Below are 18,475 nucleotides of genomic sequence, written 5' to 3' on the forward strand. Positions count from 1 at the left end.
CATTTTTCTAAATCTGTTGTATTATCTAACTAGCTAAATTTTAGAATTGGATGAGATGTCGGGATACAAAATATATTCAAGATTATTTCTATAAAAAATTGCTCCTAAATTTATATAGGAGCACTTTTTTATGAAACGTTATTTTTAATCTGCGTAGGAACTATTTTATTATAATACCCATGCTTCACAACTTGCCTAACATCATCTACTTCAATATCCATTACTTCTGTAATATCTACAACAATTGTATTTTGTAGAACAGTCACTACAAATCCTGTTAATTGTAAATTAGGATTTTTACGATATGAAAATTGAACGTAATCTCCAAGTTTTACTTTTGTGTTATGATCCATTTTGTGTCCCCCTAAATTATCGTTAAGTATTCAATAGTTTCCCCCAATTTTGATTCTTCATACTGGTTGGCAAGTATATAAAATAAAGAACACTTAATCTTATTTTTCGTAGCTCCTGTTACAGCATTGGATTTTCAAATAATTTATAGCACATTTTATAATTTGTTTCTCAATATAGAAATAGATGTTAAATATAGGTTTTATATAGAAATAAAGTAAGGAATATAATATTATTAATGTTAAGAAAGTCTTTGACTTTTTCTCCTTATGAAAAAGATAAGATCCTCTCCGGTCTTATCTTTTTTATTTTGGATTTGTTATACAAAAAAGAGCATCCCTATAACGAGGACGCTGCAACAGGAAAGAACAAATATATAATAATAAAAAGAATTACTTATATTATAATTTGAGAATGATATAATCAATATTGAGAAAATTCAAAATAAGTTGAATATATTTGTATACTTAATTATAATTGATTAAGAGCTGGGTACTATCCTGTCATCTATTCCTTTTTTAAAGAAGATTGATTCAATCTTCTTTTTTTTATTTTTTGTCTCTCTCCCCCGAAAAATAGAATATGAATTACCTAATAATTGTGGAAATCGCTTGTTTGTAAGTTAGTTGTTGCTTACCCTGAACCATCATAAGAACCGTAAATTTATCTGTTGCAAGAATTTTCCCGCGTATGGGAACCCCACTCTTTAAAAATATGGTGCAGTCCCCCTTTTTTACTTTTAATTGTTCATACGTATCTCCTTGTAAGTTATACATGAAACAAGCCCCCTATTTATATATATTCTCAATACTTGCTACTATATAACTATCGTAACACAATTAAATACAAATGCCGCTCTAGGTACGTATTTCGCAACAAATTAATTTAAAATACAGAAAACTGATTATCCTTTCTAAAAAGCATAGTCAACTTGTAGTAGTAAATACAAGTTGACTACAAACTGTAACAAATATTACCAAGAAGCACAATGAAACAACAGTAATCCGTTTATTTGACTATTCATTCCTGGAATTAGTCTTGGTCAAGTTTACTCTTTTTTCACTTTGATACACCTGAATATTTCTAAATAATAAACACATACTATACACAGGCAATAAGCCATAAATCATTTAATCTGTCCCAGTATTTCTTCTCTTCTCTTTTCTGTATTGAGCAGTTAGTCTACTCTAACTGCTCTTATCCTTTCAATTAACTTGTCACCATTTATAAAAATACATATATATTATGTATGTGAAAGCTTTCCCACTCATATTATTCTCCCTAAAAGGGCCTACTCTCACAACAGAACCTTTTTAAAGAATGATTTTTTATGACATGTTTTGTATCTCAAAAAACTTATATATATCGTACTCTTTACCAGTAAGAGTAATATTGTTTTCAGGAATATTTAAACACAAACGCTTCTTTTATTCACTTTATCTGCTAAAACACATACAAAATGCATAGTTACCTCAGTATTAGTCATAAGACCCCTTATAGGGTGCTCTTTATTTTTTCTGGTTACTAACCCTTTCTATGAAACAAGCTATTGTTTTAAAGTTGTTTCAAATTCCCCATAAATTACATATATTGAAATGAATAGTCGTTACTGTATACTCACCTTAAAAGCATCTTCTTCTCAAGGCGCTCTACACATTTATCAATAAATGCCGATTTTTTTGAAATACTATACACATTTTAACTAGACAAGCATATATTTATATAGACAGGACATAGCTTTTTATTACGCATGCACAAAATTGTTCATGTTTTTTCGCATATATCATAAAAGTTCACACTAAAATTGCACATCTATAGAACATTTCCTTTCAAAAGGTTCTGTCCTTAGCAACATCCTTCTGCACTTTTTTTGATAAGCTGCTTACCATAACTTATATAAGTGAACCTCGGTAACATGTGCTATATCTTTTTAATTGATATTTCTAGTTTAATGATTTTTTATTTTGAATTTTCTATTAATTTATGTTATACTAAAAAAAAGAGTCGAGTCTCCTTTAGGCGATGTTTATTATAAAAAACCAATTCTACCATACAAGAATTGGTTTTTTGTAATTTATTTACTATAAATATTAAAACTAGTTTGTGGTATACTTTTAAAGAGAAAAAATCAGTGACAAGTCTCTTCTATTTATCAGTACCTTGTCACTGATTTTTTCTCTTGTGTCTACTTCTTGCATCTTAAAAGAGCCATAATCTCAGCCATTGGGGATTATGGCTCTTTTTCTTACTTTCTTTATTATAATACAGTTGAAGGAACGTTCCTCAAGTTTTACAATTAATTATTTTTTTATTTCCTTTTTAGACTCAGCTCCCAGTTGCTCTAAAAAGCCTAAAAGTCCTAATAACGTAGCTAAGGTGGCTGCTTTAAAAAAAAACTCAGTTTAATCAATTAATTGTGTTAAGAATCCATTGAAAGGATATTGTTAAACTTTTCTTTATTTTTTAATACAAGTATGTCACATTGTATTTCGTATGTATATCAAATCAAATTGATATACCGTGTAGTTTAAGTATCGTCACCTAAATTTGAATCTTCGTATCTAATACTGTTCGATATTCTTCTAAGATCAGTACATCAAGATGCATGCTACTTACCTTCTAAATACTAATTAGGTACATGTTTTATGTTATCGAATGTGGCTTTGATTTTTTCAGCTCGTTCATACTACGTTTTTGTTGTAGCTGTTGAAAAAATTCGAGATTTAAGGAGTATAAGTAAGTAAGCAGGTTCTTGTAAAATTAACATCGCTCAACTTGCTATATCTCTTCCTAGCTAATAGCTATATCTCTCATTTATATAGTAATACAAGATTTTTCTTCTAGTAGAATGTACTCCGCCTCTTTTAACTGATGAAAAGGGCCTAATTGCACACTATATATCGTATTACCCACTGCTTTCATTCCCGAAAAAAATATATTTCTCCTTCTATTTCGTAGTCAGGACGTATGATCAGCCCTTTTTGACTTTCATATTGAACATGACCAATTTCAACGATCCCTTCATTTAACAAGACATCTCGAGCATTTGTATAGTCATTTCGAAAATCGGTATGTATCGTTTTATAAGACATTGTATCCCTCCAGCGGTTTGATGAGTGGTTTTTAACTTTGTACATCCTAAGTGTCTGGCATCTATTTTTAATGGCATATACGTTTAAATTCAATGTAGGAAAACATAATTCCTAGTATGTTCTTGTTCTTTTATGAAAAAGTAACATTTGTCATGTTGTATTTATAGAATCCAAAAAGAGTAGCACCCTTACTCAGGTACTACTCTATCTTCATGCTATTGTATACATAGTTTAATATCCAAGTATGCCAACAATTTGAGTTGCTTTATTGTTACGAATGGAATAATAAATTTCTAAACCTTTACGTTCAGCTTTTAGTACTTTACCCTTCATTTTCGATAAATGTTGTGACACAGATGATTGGGGTATCTCTAAAATTTTTGTTAGCTGCGAAACATTAAAAGTATTATGCTTGCTTAGCTCATTTACAATACGTAAACGAATTGGATGCGCCATTATTTTTAAAATTTCAACATCTTCTTCTGTAATATTAGTTTTTTTTGATTCCAGTACAGTGCTTGTCATAGTTATTCTCCTTTATTATTTTCTTATGAGAAGTTATTTATCCAAGTATCCCGTATCAAAATTTATATTTTAATAGATAAACATTAGTGTACCATTAAAAACTATTATATAACGCATTATCTATGTGAGTGTGAAGTTAATCTGGAGTTTGCGTGATTTTTATATATTCCAATGTACAATTAAATAAATACACATCTGACATCCAATGTTTCATAAAAATAAATAATAATATAAGTTTCTCTTACTTACTTATGAAAGAGTTTTGGTCAGAATGCATCGACAGTTCTACAATTCTATTACATATAATTACGTTCTTACACTCTAAACTTAATTACTATTTTCACATCTTTCTATAAATGTGAGTAGCAACATACATCTGTCACAATTTGAACCATAACTTTACCCTTTTAGAAAATTATGGATCAAGTATCAAATAACAAGAAAATGAATACTAAATGTTGCAGGTAATAAAAAGATTTTAAAATCAATACTCTTCACAGAAATTAACCAGCTCCTCAAAATCAAGAACTGGTTAATTTGTGTTTAAATAATACATTTATTAATATATATAAATAAATTATATAATTTAACATATACCTGAAACAATACATATAAAGTTACCTACCAAATCGTATCTTCCAAAGTAATTAGGTATTATAAAGTGGTCTCCTTTTTTAAAGGAATAGTCCTCCCCTTCTTTAATTAACTCACCTGCACCCTCTATTACACTAACAAGAAGGAATTCTTTTTGTTGTTCCAAACTAGTTAATCCATCTAACTCCCATTTTGCCACTGAAAAATATGGACATTTGATAAAGCTAGTTATACTCAAATCATCTACTTTTTCATGTTTAACCATTAACTGATTTGATATAAATGGAGTTTCTATTACATCAATGCTCTTTTCAAGATGCAGATCACGTAAATTCCCTTCTGAATCTCTTCTATCATAATCATACAATCTATAGGTTGTATCAGAATTTTGTTGTGTTTCTAATACTAAAATCCCTTTACCAATTGCATGAACAGTTCCACTCGGCACATAATAGAAATCTCCAGGTTTCACCTTCACACGATGTAACAGTTTGTTCCACTCTTTCTGTTCAATCATAGACATTAATTCTTCTCTTGTTTTCGCATGATGCCCATATATAATTTCTGCGTCTTTAGTGGAATCGATTACATACCAGCATTCTGTTTTTCCTAATTCTCCATTCTCATGCACGCTAGCATATTCATTATTGGGATGAACTTGAACAGATAAATCTTGATTGGCATCCAAAATTTTTGTAAGAAGGGGGAACCGTTCCCCCTCCATATTTCCAAATAAATCTCGATGATTTTCCCACAATTCCCCCAAGGATAGCCCTTTATATTTTCCATTCTTAACAATACTTTGTCCATGTTGATGTGCAGCAAAAGCCCAACACTCTCCGGTTTGATTTGATGGAATCTCATATCCAAAAGAGGTTAAATGTGTCCCACCCCAAATTCTTTCTTTAAAAACAGGTGCAAAAAATAATGGTTCCGTCATGATTATAATCCTCCGTTCTATATAATTTCACCTAGTAGCTTGTATGCTTCTTCTTTTGTTTGGACGGATAATAACCGCTCTCTATAACTGTCATCCATTAGTTTTCGAGAAAGCATTTGAAGGATTTTTAAATGTTGATTTCCCTCATTTTCTTTTGGTACGGCAATCATAAATATTAATTTCGCTTCCGTTCCATCAAGGCTCTTCCAATCCACCCCTGATTGTTTAATTCCAAATACCACGCTCGGTTTCCTAACAGCATCTGATTTTCCATGCGGAATCGCAATATTTATACCAATTCCTGTAGTACCTTCTTGCTCACGGTTCATAATAGCTTGTTTAAATTCTGTCACTGAATATAATGCACCCACCTGCTTTAACTTTTGAATCATTTCATCAATGATGTCATCTCGTGTTTCCCCTTTTAAGTCCGTTTCAATTAATTCTAAACTTGTAATATCTGTTAATTTTTTAATTTCTACCTTGTCTACTTGTTCGCCTCTTGCTTGAGCTTCCTGTTCCAGTTGTTGCACTTCTATTGTTGCTGAAACTTCTTTTATTTGTTCATTTTCTTGTTTTTCTAACTTTGAAACGTCTTTTTTCAATACATTTACTACAACAGCTGTCACAATAGAGCCTACAATTACAGCCACAAAAAACATAAATACATTATCTACTGCTCCTAACACAGCAACAATTGGACCACCATGTGCTACTCTGTCTCCTACATGACCGATCATCGCAATCACAGCACCCGTCATCGAACCAGCCATTATACTTGGAATAACCCGAAGTGGATCTTGTGCTGCAAAGGGAATCGCACCTTCCGTAATACCAAATAGCCCCATTGTAAATGATGCTTTACCCATTTCTCTCTCTGAATCTTGAAATTTCCCCTTACCTATGAAAGTAGCCAGTCCCATTCCAATTGGTGGGATACATATTGCCGCAGCAATTGGACCCATAATTTCATAGTTTCCTTCTCCAATCATTGCTGAACCAAATAAGAATGCAACTTTATTGACTGGACCACCCATATCAAATGAAATCATTGCCCCTAAGATTAAGGCTAAAAGAATTGAACTTGAACCTTGCATACCTGCTAACCAAGCTGTTAATGATACGAAAACTTGTGCAACAGGAGCACCAATAATAAATACAAATGCTAAGCCTACAATAAGAGAAGTAAATACCGGAATAATAATAATCGGCATAATTGGTTGAATCGCTTTTGGAACTTTTAATTTTTTGATTCCTAACGCTATGTAACCAGCTAAGAAACCAGCGATAATACCACCAAGAAAACCAGCACCACTTTCACTTCCGTAAAAGCTTCCTGTTGCTGCAATATATCCACCAATCATACCAGGAACAAGTCCAGGCTTATCCGCTATACTATATGCAATATATCCAGCTAGTATTGGAACCATGAACGTAAATGATGCACCACCAATTTGTTCAATAGTTTTCCAGAAAGAACCCTCCGGAATCACTAAACCCCCAGGTGTTTTTTCTCCCCCAAGTGTTAACGCAATTGCAATTAATAATCCCCCGACTACGATAAATGGGACCATAAAAGATACACCATTCATTAAATGACGATATATCGGATTTTGCTTTCTTTCCTGTTGGTTACTTTCTACTATTTTTGACTGTGAATGATAAAGAGATACATTCCCGCTGATTATTTTCTGAATTAATTCTCCTGGTTTACGAATACCATCTTGTACCCCAACAACCAACAATTTTTTCCCTACAAATCTATCTTTATTTACGACTCTATCTGCAGCTATAATAATGCCGTCTGCTTCGCGAATATCTTGTTCCGTCAACTCATTTTCTACCCCTATTCCACCTTGGGTTTCAATTTTCATTTGGACTCCTAATTTATCCGCTGTTTTTTGCAAATTTTCAGCTGCCATATAAGTATGGGCAATCCCATTTGGACATGATGTAACCGCTAACAATTTCATTCTTAATCCTCCTCACACTTTTTACTAAGCGCCTACACTTACTATAAATTAATATTACGACTTCAAAAGTTTCATTTTTTACCGTAACTTCCGGAAAAATAAACCTTTTACCCAAGCGAAAAACGGGTTATTTGATTCTCCACTTTTCGGTTAATTATGTAAAAAGGACAAAAATTTCATTACGTTTGTTTCTTTCGTAAGCTTTTGAATAAAGGATGGTTGCTCACTTATAAAGGATAGTTCCTGAAACAATTGTTTCGTTACCTCTTGTCCATCACTTTTAACTGCTAGCATAAATACAAGTGATACCTTCTCTGCTCCCCAATTAATTGGCTCCTTTAATGTAGCAATTGCTATTACTGACTCTTGAATAAATTTCGGATTTCCATGAGGAATTGCGATTCCTGCCCCAATCGTTGTCGCTGACATTTTTTCTCTTATGATTGCATTTTCTGCATACTGTTTATCTACATAACCCTTACTATGCAAAGCATACGCTAACTTTTCAATTAGCTCATATGGATGTTGTATATCCTGTTGTAAAAACACTAAAAATGGAGATGTATAGTTGAACATAACAAAGTCTTTTGGTTCTTTATAACTTGGCTCATCACAATTTTGTATAAATTCCCCTAGCTTCTTTTCTTCCAGCCCCTCTAATAATGGGGATACTACTATATGAGGAATGTTTAAACTTGAAAGAGTAGTAGTTGAAATAACGAGATCCACATCACGATGTTTCATCATATAACTTTGTAAATCAGCTTTTGATATACAGTCCATCACATGAATATGACGAAATTTACGCTCAATTTTTGTACGTAACAACTGCGACATGCCAATTCCCATATGACAAACAATAATTACATTTTTAGATTTTCCCTGGTAATCTAACCGTTCAACAGATGCTTCAAAGTGTAGAGTAAGATAAGCCGCTTCTTCTTCTGGGATATATATGGTTAGAGATTCGTAAATTTCTTCTAATACTTGTATCAATACATTAAACACATAGGGATACATTCTTTTTATATCGTGTAACATTGGATTTGAGACAGAAAGGTCATAGTTTAAACGATTCAATGTGGTATATAAATGAATAGTTAACCCTTCTATTAAAATATCGTCTTTACTGAAATCAATTTCATACAACTGCGACATACGTTGAACTAATTGCTGTATAACCATAGAAAGAATTGGATTACTTTCAGTAAGTGTGCTGCCCTGCATTGGTTTATCTTGATAACGAATTTTCCCACCTAATATATGAGCTGTTAAATACGTAACTTCTTCCTCAGTAAAATGCACAGAAAAAACACATTCCAACTGTTTTAAAAATTCCAATGTCCATATATATTCTTTTGTTTCTTTCAGTATTTTAATTTCCTTTTCAGCATTTATAATAGGTTGCTTAAGTTTCATTCTTCGTACCATAAGCAACGTATGCACTAATAAACTTTCAAATGTATCATCTGTAAAAAATAATGCATTTCGTTTTTGCAACGCTTTTAATTCGTTCGTAACAAATTCAACCTCATGATATTGAAATTGTTCTTTAATAAATTGATTCGTAAGATCTGAATTACGAATCAAATCTGATAATCTAGCCAATGCTCTTCTTTTTTTCTTTTCATCTCCATCAATAATAAGTCCAACTCGCTGTTTTGAAATAATAGTTAAATCAAAATGATGCAACCATTTTTCAATTCTATCTAGATCTTTTTTAATAGTAGTCCGACTTACAAAATGTTGAGATGCCATATCCTGTGCAGTAACTGCCTTTACATTCATTAATAAGTTGTAAGCAATTTGTAGAATTCTTTCTTCATCTGATTCATATTTTGTACGATTATTAATACAATAAAGTTTATTAAACAAGTCCACCTTTTCATATTCCTCAATCTCTAAGTACACACCTAATCCCGGTTTCCTAACAAGAATCGCACTTGTATAATTCGCAAGGTGCTCCTCGATTATTTTAAAGTCATTACGAATTGTTTTTTCAGAGCAATTCACCTGATCCGCAAGGTCTTGTACTAATAAATAGTCGTTAGATTCAGATAATAGAAAAAATAAAATTTCTTTTTGTCTTGTATTCATAAATTTCACCTATCTCTTATATACTTCTATGTTATATGCATTACTTTACAAGATACTTTTACCCTCTCTTATAACTAGCACTTTCGATTATTTGTACTCACTTTCAAATTTTTGCTACCTCACGTTAAAAATTCCTATTTAGATTAAATTATTTTTCTCTATACTCCAGCATTGCTTCTATTTTAAGTATCTAAGAAGACAATTACTTTCAATATACAGTAAAGTAGCCTAATTAAAAGTTTAATATATTACCAAGGCTCCGGAAAAGCGGCTTTATTACTTAAAACTATCAGTGGGAGCGATAATCAAAAATAGAACCCTGTATTTACAGTTGTTTATCTACATAATTAATTTTAATCTCTCTTCTAGAATCTCTCTATCCGATTGTGATTTTGAAATTATAAGACATGTATCATTTCCACAAATACATCCTACTTTTTCTTTCCAGTCTAAAGAGTCTAATAACACACCTATAACATGTGCATTCCCCGGTAAAGTTTTAATAATGGTTAATTGATTTATATAATCAATCTTTACAACAACTTCTCCCAGCTTTTTCTTTAACATTGTATCAGCTTGTATGTTATCTCCTGTAAGATTTTTGTATATAGTTAAACCGTTTGAAGAAACTGTCTTTATTAAATTTAATTCGCGAATATCTCGGGAAATAATAGCTTGTGTTACTATTTCTCCTTTTTCTGCTAACAGCTCTACTAACTTTTCTTGTGTATCTATTTCATGCTCTCTAACCACTTGTTTAATTAGCCTTTGTCTTTTCTCTTTTCTCATAAAAGACGCCCCTTATATCGTTATACTTTTATTATATCTTGCTATAAATTTTATTCGAAAGAGACAAAGGAGAATGTTGCGGAAACGTTCATAGTTTTGAGTACTTTACGCCTCTTTAGGGGTCTAGCCTCATTGCTATCAACCCATTTTATGATTTTCGTTTCTATTTACTTATATTTTCATTGTAACTGAACTCTACTTCATTTTTATTTTGTCTATATCCAAGTTTGCCTTGTGTGAAAATAAGAATAAATAACCAAACCCAATCCTAACACTACAAATAAATCCGAATTCTTTAAAATAGGATTATTGAAATGAGTTTGTACCAGGCTAGAACTAGCAAGATAATAAATACGTTACCTTGATGGCTATTATAGAACCCAGTGAGAATCATTGAGATCGGCAAACACAACAAAATAAAATTGGCAAATGAATATATAGGATAGAAAGGTCAGAACCCTGTTCACCTCTTTGTGCAGCTGTTAAAAAATGTGACAGATGCCAAAAATCCCACAAAACACCAAGTAGTAATGTATATTTTAACAATCCAAACTTTAATTGTCATCGAGGCAGAGAGAAACCACGCCATCCGATTTCCTTAGGCAAAGATCCATCAAGAAAGAAAATGGCTACATAAGAGATGAGATAGGTTACAAAAAATTCAGAAGTAAGGCCATGGAAAGTAGGTATCCCTCCATTTAATATCACCATACCCAGAAACATTACAACAAGGATAACCATTAGAGTAGACAAGCAGAAAGAGAAGTCCATAATTGTATAGACTTCTCTTTCTTACTTGCAATTTATCATTAAAAAACTATGCAAATTATCTCCTAAAGTTACAGTATGACAGGTAAAGAAATACAATTAAAAGTGGAATAGTAAAAAAGCACTCAAAAGATTAATTTTTTTCTCAATAACCGAAATTACTTAATGTGATAAGATAATATTTGGATTGGCATCCAATACCATATTACGATGGTTCAAATCGCAGGAAGGCACCTTAGGGTGTCTTTTTTATTATAAGCCCCCTAGTATTAATAAACTTAGGGGTTAAACAATTGAAAGGTAAAAATATTCAGAATTCCATAAACCAAGAACAAAGTGGGATTTTTCCTAAACCAATTCGTAGATCTGCAGCGAACGCTCGAATTGGTACAGAAATCTGGATACCTTCTACAACTAAGAAATATTGTCCACTTACTACTTGGAAACAAGCTAATTGTATGGTTATTACTCCCCTCTGTTAGGATTAATACATTACATTTTCGTAAAACATGTAATTGGTTGATAATCAGGAGAAATCACCCTAGATTGCCTTTACTTTATTTTCAAATGGACCTGCTCATTTAATCCGTAAAAACATAACGTAAATTGCATTCATTAACGTATACTTACATGTGCGACCTCTATTCTTTCTCCTATTACTCAAAAAGGGATTCGTATATTCTATAGTGGCGGATTTTCTTTACTGATTGTTCTATTCATACTGTTAATCATTATCGGATGTAGTTGTTGGGGCTATGGTGGTGGATTCGGTTACTAAGAAAAATAGGAGGAAGACACCTTTAGGTGTCTTTTCTTTATGTATTTTGAAATCTATTATAATGATAAAGAGGTTTAATTTAGAGAGGAATTTAATATGAATTTCAGTTCATTGAACTACTCACCACTTAACGTCCTTACGGACTTTTTGAAGTGGGAGATTCCTGCGAACACCGATGTATCCATCAGTTCTATTAACAGGCTCTACCCGTAGTCCCTACGGTGAGAACATAAGTATCTTGTACGTTGACGCACCACACTCCCTACTTTAGCCTGGTTTTCGCAACTTCGGCAAGCATAGGGCGATAGAACGTTGAAGATTTTACGGTTGCAACGTTTTTCTGCAACCAACCTCATATCTTCAGTTTTCGAAGAGCAATCTGTACAAGTAAATGATAGCAAACATGTCGGCTTATGCCACCCAACATTCATATCCCACCTAAAATTGGTGTTTTACACCTTCACGTTTTTGAGGAAAGAGTCTTCTGTCGGAAGACGATAAAATTACCAACACACCATACAAAATATGGACATATATACCAGTTCTATTTTAAAGATATCAATAGATATCTTTTTTCTCCTTTGTTTTTCGTTATGTCCATTATATGCTCTTTGATTTACAATCTCACCAATATAAAAAAGACTACCATTACTGATAGTCCTTTTTAGGTAGATTTAGAGATTATTATTATAACATATATACATCAAAATAATAAGTTTAATTGTTTTTACGATAAGAATATTGTTCAAAAAAATGTGCGTAATTCTTTTATAGACTTTTTTTATGACCACTGTTTTAATCATAAAGTGCTTAAATTCAAAAATATACATAGCATAGAACTTAATATGTTAATCCTAATAAATCAGTAATCTCAATGACCTTCTTATCCACTACTCTGCAATAAAGCCTTGTGCCTTTGCGCTCGCTAATTACAATATTACCTATAGTTAGTTTTCGCAAATGTTGTAAAATCATAGGTTCCGAAATATGCGTCGCAGTGCTCAACTGAGAAACTGTTAAGGTACCACTTACAATCAATTCACGTACAATTAATAAACGACTTGGACTACCTAATAATTCTAAGATTTTAGCACTACCTTCATAATCACTAGAATCCATGTTGAAATCGCAAGACATAATATTCATCTCCCTAATATAAATATTGAATATTTTAACATATAAACCAAAATACACCCTAATATTTTCTATAAAATTGAAAAAATCAATTTCAAGTTATTTAAATTGGCGAAAAACACCTTAGAGTGTCTTTTTTTGCATAAAAAAAGGCTCCATTTCTGGAGCTCTCAAAAAATAATATAATATAAGTAAATGAATTTAAAAAATAACAGACAATTAATTATATAATAAAATCCCATTATTGCTTCTACAATCAAATTGAAATGGTTCAATTCGAAGAAAGGTACTCTTGGGTGTCTTTTCTTTATTTGAAACACATTCTGCCAAAATATTTGTATCTTTGTTGGTTTACGACTCACATAAACTAACAAACTTCGTATATATAATTTGTTATCCTAAATGGGTTGACAATACGAACAGCTATAGGAGGATTTTGTGAATGGTAAAAAAGACTTGTGTAAGTATTATTACTGGAATTCTTTTAATATGCTCAACAGGTTGTTCCACTCAAACTGATTTCATCGCAGCTCAAACTCAATCAATAGATGGCACATATACAACAGAAGATATCATAAGCGTATTTCCTGTAGGGACACCCCTAACTACTTATATTCGCAAAGAAGAAAAACTGAACGTAAAACATCTCACCAGTATTACGCTTACAGATGGTGGCGTCGGTAAAGTCCTGGAAGCAACAGATGGGTTTGTTATTGTATGCAGCAATGAAAAAGGAGTTTTTGATGTGTTAATATTTAAGACTATGGAAGATGTAGAGAAATATGAACAAAGTTTGGCGCTATAATTAATACACTTCCAGCCTCCTCATATACACCGTATCTATTCTAGATTACAAGCTCACCAATATAAAATAGCCCACCTACTCCCGTAGATGGGCTATATCTTTATTTTACAATACCAAAATATCTCTCTTTTCTTGTTAACTTTATGCAATTATACATATTCAAAAAAATTACACTATAAAAATATTACATGTAGTAAAATATAAGTTGTGGATACATTCTATAAAGCAGATTCTTTTGAAAGACGTAACATTTTAGCAATTATAAAAGATGTCGCGTCACTCTAATATTGATCTCAAATCTCTTGTATTTTGTGAACTAACAATCTGGTATATATAGACGATTCTGTTTTATAGGATGTGTTTACACGTATAACAAAGGGATAATACGGATAGGTTTATACTAAATGAACGTGGTTCAATTCGGAGAAAAGACACTCATTTTAGAGTGTCTTTTCTTTATATACATTATTAAAATTGAATTTCTTCTACAGCTCCCTCTAATTGAATAATAACTACGCCTCAATTTCATCCTGATATTACAAGAAAAGAACGGAGATATTTCATCCTAGCTCTTATTTAGCAATATCAACTTATTGTATATATTCCCCAATCATTATTGTACTTCATTGGCAACAAAGAAATGCTCACATACGCTTGAAATACGTTTTAAATCCACATTGCCACCTGAAATAACCGCTACTACTTTTTTCCCCTGTACATATTTATCAACTTTCCCTGCAAGAAGAGCGGCTGTGGCTAATGCTCCCGCACCTTCTACGACAGCTTTTCCGCGTTGCAGTAAGTCTTTCATTGCTACTTCTAATTCTTCTTCCGATACAGTTACAATATCATCTACTAGGTCTTTTACAATTTCAAAAGTTAAATTTCCTGGTATTTTAACTGCACAACCATCTGCAATTGTTGGGGATTTATAATGTGATACAATTTCTCCAGCATCGTAAGAAGCTTTCATACCGTGTACGTTTTCAGCTTGAACTCCAATAATATTAATGGAAGGATTAAATGATTTCAGTGCAACAGCGATCCCTGAAATAATACCTCCCCCACCAATAGGTACAATGACAGTATCAACATCCCACATGTCATCCAGAATATCTAAACCAATTGTCCCTTGGCCAGCCATTACTTCTACATCATCATATGGATGTAGGTATGTTTCTCCTGTTTCTTTTATAATCTCTTCACATTTCGCTTTTGCATCATCAAATGTATCACCGTATAAAATAACTTCAGAACCATATCCTCTAGTCGCATCCACTTTAGCTTGCGGTGCGGAAGTTGGCATTACAATTTTGCTTTTGATTTTAAGTAAATGAGAAGATAATGCAACACCTTGTGCATGATTTCCAGCTGAACAAGCGATTACACCACGTTCTTTTTCTTCATTTGTTAGTTGGGAAATTTTATTAAATGCACCACGAAACTTGAATGAACCTGTTAACTGCATATTTTCTAACTTCAAATAAATTTCTCCACCGGTTTTACTGGTTAAATAGAATGATTTAACCAAAGGTGTTTTTCTAGCATTTCCATCCAAAATTTTTTGTGCTTTTTTTATATTCCCAATGTTGAGTGGTAAAATTGCATTACTCATAATAACACTTCTTTCAATGGCTTATAATCTAATTCTAGTGTTGTTCCTAAGTTCTCATAAGTTATCGTACCCTTATAAATATTTATACCAGTTGCCAAAACTGGTTTATGTTGAATTGCATTTTCTAATCCATCTTTAGCTATCGCTAGTAAGTATTCAATATTCCCCTTAGCCAATGCCATAGTAGAAGTACGTGGGGTAGCACCAGGCATATTGGGTACTGCGTAATGAATTACATCATGTTTAATAAATACAGGATCATCGTGGGTTGTATAATGATCGACCGTCTCGATCGTACCACCTTGATCTATTGCAATATCCACAATAACACTTCCAGGCTTCATGGATTGTACCATATATTCTTTTACAATTTTCGGAGGTTTAGATCCTGGTATTAAGATTGTTGAAATAAATAAGTCTGCTATTTGTATATGTTTTTCTAAGTTTTGAGTATTAGATTCAATAACTTCAACAGGATCATTTATATATCTCTCTTTTAAATATGTTATCTGTGTTTGGTTCAGTTCTAAGATAGTTACACTACACCCAATTCCAATTGCCATATCACATGCATTAATCGCAGCATTTCCTCCACCTAAAATGACTACATTTCCGGCAGGGATTCCCTCAATACCTGATAATAAAATCCCTTCTCCTTGATGTTGTTTTTCTAAATAATATGCTCCCATAAATACGGCGCGACGGCCAGCAATTGCACTCATTGGCTTTAATAATGACAAAACACCATCTTCGCTAATTGTTTCTCCTGCAATTGCAGTAGTACCAGCATTTCTCATTGCTTCTACACACTCTTTCGATGCAGCTAAATGTAAAAACCCCCAGATTATAAGATCTTTTTTAAAGTAACGATATTCTTCAGGTAATGGTTCTTTTACTTTAACTACCATGTCGACTTCCCAGGCTTCTCTTTGTGCTACTAAATTTGCACCTGCACTTGTATATTCATCATTTGTATATCCAGATCCAATACCGGCATCTTTTTCTACTAAGACTTGGTGTCCTTCTTCAACCAATTTTCGAGCATTCTCAGGAGTCATGCCTACACGTGCTTCTCCTTTTTTTATCTCTTTTACTACTCCAATTTTCATCTCTAACACATCCTTTTATACAAGATATAGTAACTACAATTGAAAATAAGTAATAATTTAACAAACTTATTATATCCATTTATATTATTTTTATCGCCAAATTCCCTTTAAAGAAAAAAGCCCTGGTTAGGGAGCCTTATTTTGCTTTTACAGTAAGGTTATCTAAGAAATTGCTAATTGAAGAAGCTTGAAAAATACGTAGATTAAAAGATCTAATATCATAATGCTTTTCAGTAATTATAAGTATTGATGGAAAGAATTTAGATTCTTTTGGCTGCCAAGATTCGTTATGCCAATTCTGACTCTGGAAGTACAACTCATACCTATTTATTTTATCTTGCATAACTTTTTTACTGTAAACTGAATTCTGAACTTCAATGAAGAATGGAGATCTACGCCAAATTGTAAATGCATCAGGTTCCATGAAATCTTTACCGTACTTTGGCTCCACTTTAAACAGTTTCGGTTTTTCATAATGGATAAGCTGTTTATACACGTCTACTATACCGAGGAAGTGGAGAATTTTTTGGCTAGTTTTGCGAAGTGTGCTGGGTTGAGGGAAGTAGATGTATGGCTGCTGCGAGATATTGGCATCCACATGACCATCTCTTCTTAATCGTTTCATCACCGTATTACAGCAAGTCACTGCATTCTTTAATCCTTGAAAGTGCAAATCAACAATATCATCACGAGACATACATCTAAAACGTTTCAGATTGCTAAGTATCACTTTGTCTCTACTCATCATAATTTAACACCCCGAATAATTGATTTTCTTCTTTTGTTGAATTTTGAACTTTTATATGCTCTTTTAGAACACGATAAGGTTCAACTATCTTCTTAGCTTTACTTAATTCTAAATAAGGAGCTTGCACTTTCTTTAATCCATTTAACTTTAATATCATTTGACCCGATTGTTCTAACTGTTCTGATCCAGGTGTACCCATGATGTTACTGTTAATTACGCTATCACATTTAAATCCCATTCTAACTGTCATATTGAGCTTTAACTTACCATCCAATACCTTTGCATCTGGTCTCTGCATACTGAGCATCAGAAAGACTCCGAGTGCCCTGCCGACTGCTGATATTTTTTCGACTATAGACATGCATTCTTTTTCATCTTGTAACATGGCAACTTCATCTATAGCGAGTATGATATATGGTTTCTGACTGTCAGAGTTCAATTTGTTATATTCATCGATATGATCCACTTCATATTCTTCCATCAGCTTTCTACGCTCGCGTATTTGCTTCCACACTTTCTGTAGCACCATCTTCATTTCAATTTCTTCCATGCAAACCTCTTTTACGTGTTTCACTCTTCGCAAGAAATGAAATTCGGAATTCTTCAGGTCGCCTAGGTACAAATGCAATTTATCAGAGGACATATGCTGAACGAGTGTAGTTAGCACAACACGTACCATACTACTTTTCCCACTCCCTGTTTCTCCTGCGATTAGAAGATGCGGTGTATTCGAATCTACCAAGTCATACGTAATCATGTTTCCGAATTGGTCCCGGCCTACCACAACAGGAAGACGATGCTCTTTTAGTAACGGCTGCCATTTTTTATAACTGTAATTATATGTTTGTAATCCTGCATCCGAATGAAACACATTTAGTAAAAACCGTTTAATATCACCTTCAATTGCTACATTGCGTCCTAATATTTGTTGAAAGCAAAACCATTTCTTTTCGATAATCTTCGGATCCAAACCATTTGGAATGGTAAATATATATCGAACTTTTTCTTTCGAAGAAGCAATGTCCTGTATCTTCGGATAAATGGGTACTTTCCCACCCCGTGTTTGATGGTCTACATATAAACCCGCTTTTCTAAATACCTCTATAAGTTGATTCCTCAAACTTTGTTTATGAATCCATTCTTTGATAAGTCCCATG

At 32.7% G+C, this 18,475-nt stretch carries 15 protein-coding genes and 1 pseudogene; 2 read left to right on the top strand and 14 right to left on the bottom strand.

The genetic code is table 11. The features are described from left to right. Positions 1–128 precede the first annotated feature (128 nt). The 9 genes and pseudogenes from MR160_RS06945 to MR160_RS06985 all read right to left on the bottom strand — a co-directional run. On the bottom strand, positions 129–353 hold the full coding sequence (locus tag MR160_RS06945) for a DUF2187 family protein (RefSeq protein ID WP_242297151.1): 225 nt from the start codon (positions 351–353) through the stop codon (positions 129–131). Between the two features lie 585 nt (positions 354–938). Further along, positions 939–1,127, bottom strand: coding sequence for an RNA chaperone Hfq (gene hfq / locus MR160_RS06950; RefSeq protein ID WP_242297152.1), 189 nt, complete (start codon positions 1,125–1,127; stop codon positions 939–941). A 2,142-nt stretch (positions 1,128–3,269) separates the two neighbouring features. Beyond that, positions 3,270–3,443 carry a hypothetical protein gene (locus MR160_RS06955; RefSeq protein WP_242297153.1) on the bottom strand — a complete coding sequence of 58 codons (174 nt, stop codon included), beginning with the start codon at positions 3,441–3,443 and terminating at the stop codon, positions 3,270–3,272. Between the two features lie 231 nt (positions 3,444–3,674). After that, on the bottom strand, positions 3,675–3,968 hold the full coding sequence (locus MR160_RS06960; RefSeq protein WP_000204906.1) for an ArsR/SmtB family transcription factor: 294 nt from the start codon (positions 3,966–3,968) through the stop codon (positions 3,675–3,677). Between the two features lie 586 nt (positions 3,969–4,554). Further along, a complete protein-coding gene (gene manA, locus MR160_RS06965; RefSeq protein WP_242297154.1) occupies positions 4,555–5,502 on the bottom strand; it encodes a mannose-6-phosphate isomerase, class I in 948 nt (315 codons plus the stop codon). A 17-nt stretch (positions 5,503–5,519) separates the two neighbouring features. After that, positions 5,520–7,475, bottom strand: coding sequence for a PTS fructose transporter subunit IIABC (locus MR160_RS06970; protein WP_242297155.1), 1,956 nt, complete (start codon positions 7,473–7,475; stop codon positions 5,520–5,522). Positions 7,476–7,625: 150 nt separating this feature from the next. Then, the gene (locus tag MR160_RS06975) at positions 7,626–9,572 is read right to left on the bottom strand and encodes a BglG family transcription antiterminator (protein ID WP_242297156.1); all 1,947 of its coding nucleotides are present in this window, start codon (positions 9,570–9,572) and stop codon (positions 7,626–7,628) included. Between the two features lie 339 nt (positions 9,573–9,911). Beyond that, positions 9,912–10,361 (bottom strand): arginine repressor, encoded by a 450-nt coding sequence (locus tag MR160_RS06980; protein WP_242297157.1) that lies wholly within the window; start codon positions 10,359–10,361, stop codon positions 9,912–9,914. Between the two features lie 163 nt (positions 10,362–10,524). Continuing rightward, positions 10,525–11,114: pseudogene (locus tag MR160_RS06985) on the bottom strand (CPBP family intramembrane glutamic endopeptidase); the annotation flags it as partial. Positions 11,115–11,784: 670 nt separating this feature from the next. Here MR160_RS06985 and MR160_RS06990 point away from each other — a divergent pair. Next, positions 11,785–11,907 carry a YjcZ family sporulation protein gene (locus tag MR160_RS06990; RefSeq protein ID WP_242297176.1) on the top strand — a complete coding sequence of 41 codons (123 nt, stop codon included), beginning with the start codon at positions 11,785–11,787 and terminating at the stop codon, positions 11,905–11,907. Between the two features lie 840 nt (positions 11,908–12,747). Here the strand turns inward: MR160_RS06990 and MR160_RS06995 are convergent. Then, a complete protein-coding gene (locus MR160_RS06995) occupies positions 12,748–13,044 on the bottom strand; it encodes an ArsR/SmtB family transcription factor (RefSeq protein ID WP_001277523.1) in 297 nt (98 codons plus the stop codon). A 439-nt stretch (positions 13,045–13,483) separates the two neighbouring features. On the opposite strand from MR160_RS06995, the gene MR160_RS07000 reads away from it, so the two are divergent. Beyond that, on the top strand, positions 13,484–13,846 hold the full coding sequence (locus MR160_RS07000) for a hypothetical protein (protein ID WP_242297158.1): 363 nt from the start codon (positions 13,484–13,486) through the stop codon (positions 13,844–13,846). Positions 13,847–14,459: 613 nt separating this feature from the next. Here MR160_RS07000 and tdcB read toward each other — a convergent pair. The 4 genes from tdcB to MR160_RS07020 form a co-directional block, all read right to left on the bottom strand. Next, entirely contained in the window at positions 14,460–15,461 is a 1,002-nt protein-coding gene (gene tdcB, locus MR160_RS07005) for a bifunctional threonine ammonia-lyase/L-serine ammonia-lyase TdcB (RefSeq protein ID WP_242297159.1), read from the bottom strand. Beyond that, positions 15,458–16,570 carry an alanine dehydrogenase gene (gene ald, locus MR160_RS07010; protein WP_242297160.1) on the bottom strand — a complete coding sequence of 371 codons (1,113 nt, stop codon included), beginning with the start codon at positions 16,568–16,570 and terminating at the stop codon, positions 15,458–15,460. Before ald ends, tdcB begins: the two co-directional genes overlap by 4 nt. Before the next feature lie 136 nt (positions 16,571–16,706). Next, entirely contained in the window at positions 16,707–17,318 is a 612-nt protein-coding gene (locus MR160_RS07015; protein ID WP_242297161.1) for a replication-relaxation family protein, read from the bottom strand. Next, positions 17,308–18,474, bottom strand: coding sequence for an FtsK/SpoIIIE domain-containing protein (locus MR160_RS07020; RefSeq protein ID WP_242297162.1), 1,167 nt, complete (start codon positions 18,472–18,474; stop codon positions 17,308–17,310). The genes MR160_RS07015 and MR160_RS07020 overlap by 11 nt, the downstream gene beginning before the upstream one ends. Position 18,475 lies beyond the last annotated feature (1 nt).

This window comes from Bacillus cereus group sp. BfR-BA-01382 (assembly GCF_022663475.1).
GTDB lineage: Bacteria > Bacillota > Bacilli > Bacillales > Bacillaceae_G > Bacillus_A > Bacillus_A thuringiensis_S.

What these genes read in the sequence shown, in the direction of transcription:
- MR160_RS07020 (WP_242297162.1), bottom strand. Translation starts at nt 18,474, where the DNA reads ATGGGACTTATCAAAGAATGGATTCATAAACAAAGTTTGAGGAATCAA.
- hfq (WP_242297152.1), bottom strand. Translation starts at nt 1,127, where the DNA reads ATGTATAACTTACAAGGAGATACGTATGAACAATTAAAAGTAAAAAAG.
- MR160_RS06945 (WP_242297151.1), bottom strand. Translation starts at nt 353, where the DNA reads ATGGATCATAACACAAAAGTAAAACTTGGAGATTACGTTCAATTTTCA.
- tdcB (WP_242297159.1), bottom strand. Translation starts at nt 15,461, where the DNA reads ATGAGTAATGCAATTTTACCACTCAACATTGGGAATATAAAAAAAGCA.
- MR160_RS06960 (WP_000204906.1), bottom strand. Translation starts at nt 3,968, where the DNA reads ATGACAAGCACTGTACTGGAATCAAAAAAAACTAATATTACAGAAGAA.
- MR160_RS07015 (WP_242297161.1), bottom strand. Translation starts at nt 17,318, where the DNA reads ATGATGAGTAGAGACAAAGTGATACTTAGCAATCTGAAACGTTTTAGA.
- MR160_RS06970 (WP_242297155.1), bottom strand. Translation starts at nt 7,475, where the DNA reads ATGAAATTGTTAGCGGTTACATCATGTCCAAATGGGATTGCCCATACT.
- ald (WP_242297160.1), bottom strand. Translation starts at nt 16,570, where the DNA reads ATGAAAATTGGAGTAGTAAAAGAGATAAAAAAAGGAGAAGCACGTGTA.
- MR160_RS06975 (WP_242297156.1), bottom strand. Translation starts at nt 9,572, where the DNA reads ATGAATACAAGACAAAAAGAAATTTTATTTTTTCTATTATCTGAATCT.
- manA (WP_242297154.1), bottom strand. Translation starts at nt 5,502, where the DNA reads ATGACGGAACCATTATTTTTTGCACCTGTTTTTAAAGAAAGAATTTGG.
- MR160_RS07000 (WP_242297158.1), top strand. Translation starts at nt 13,484, where the DNA reads ATGGTAAAAAAGACTTGTGTAAGTATTATTACTGGAATTCTTTTAATA.
- MR160_RS06995 (WP_001277523.1), bottom strand. Translation starts at nt 13,044, where the DNA reads ATGTCTTGCGATTTCAACATGGATTCTAGTGATTATGAAGGTAGTGCT.
- MR160_RS06955 (WP_242297153.1), bottom strand. Translation starts at nt 3,443, where the DNA reads ATGTCTTATAAAACGATACATACCGATTTTCGAAATGACTATACAAAT.
- MR160_RS06980 (WP_242297157.1), bottom strand. Translation starts at nt 10,361, where the DNA reads ATGAGAAAAGAGAAAAGACAAAGGCTAATTAAACAAGTGGTTAGAGAG.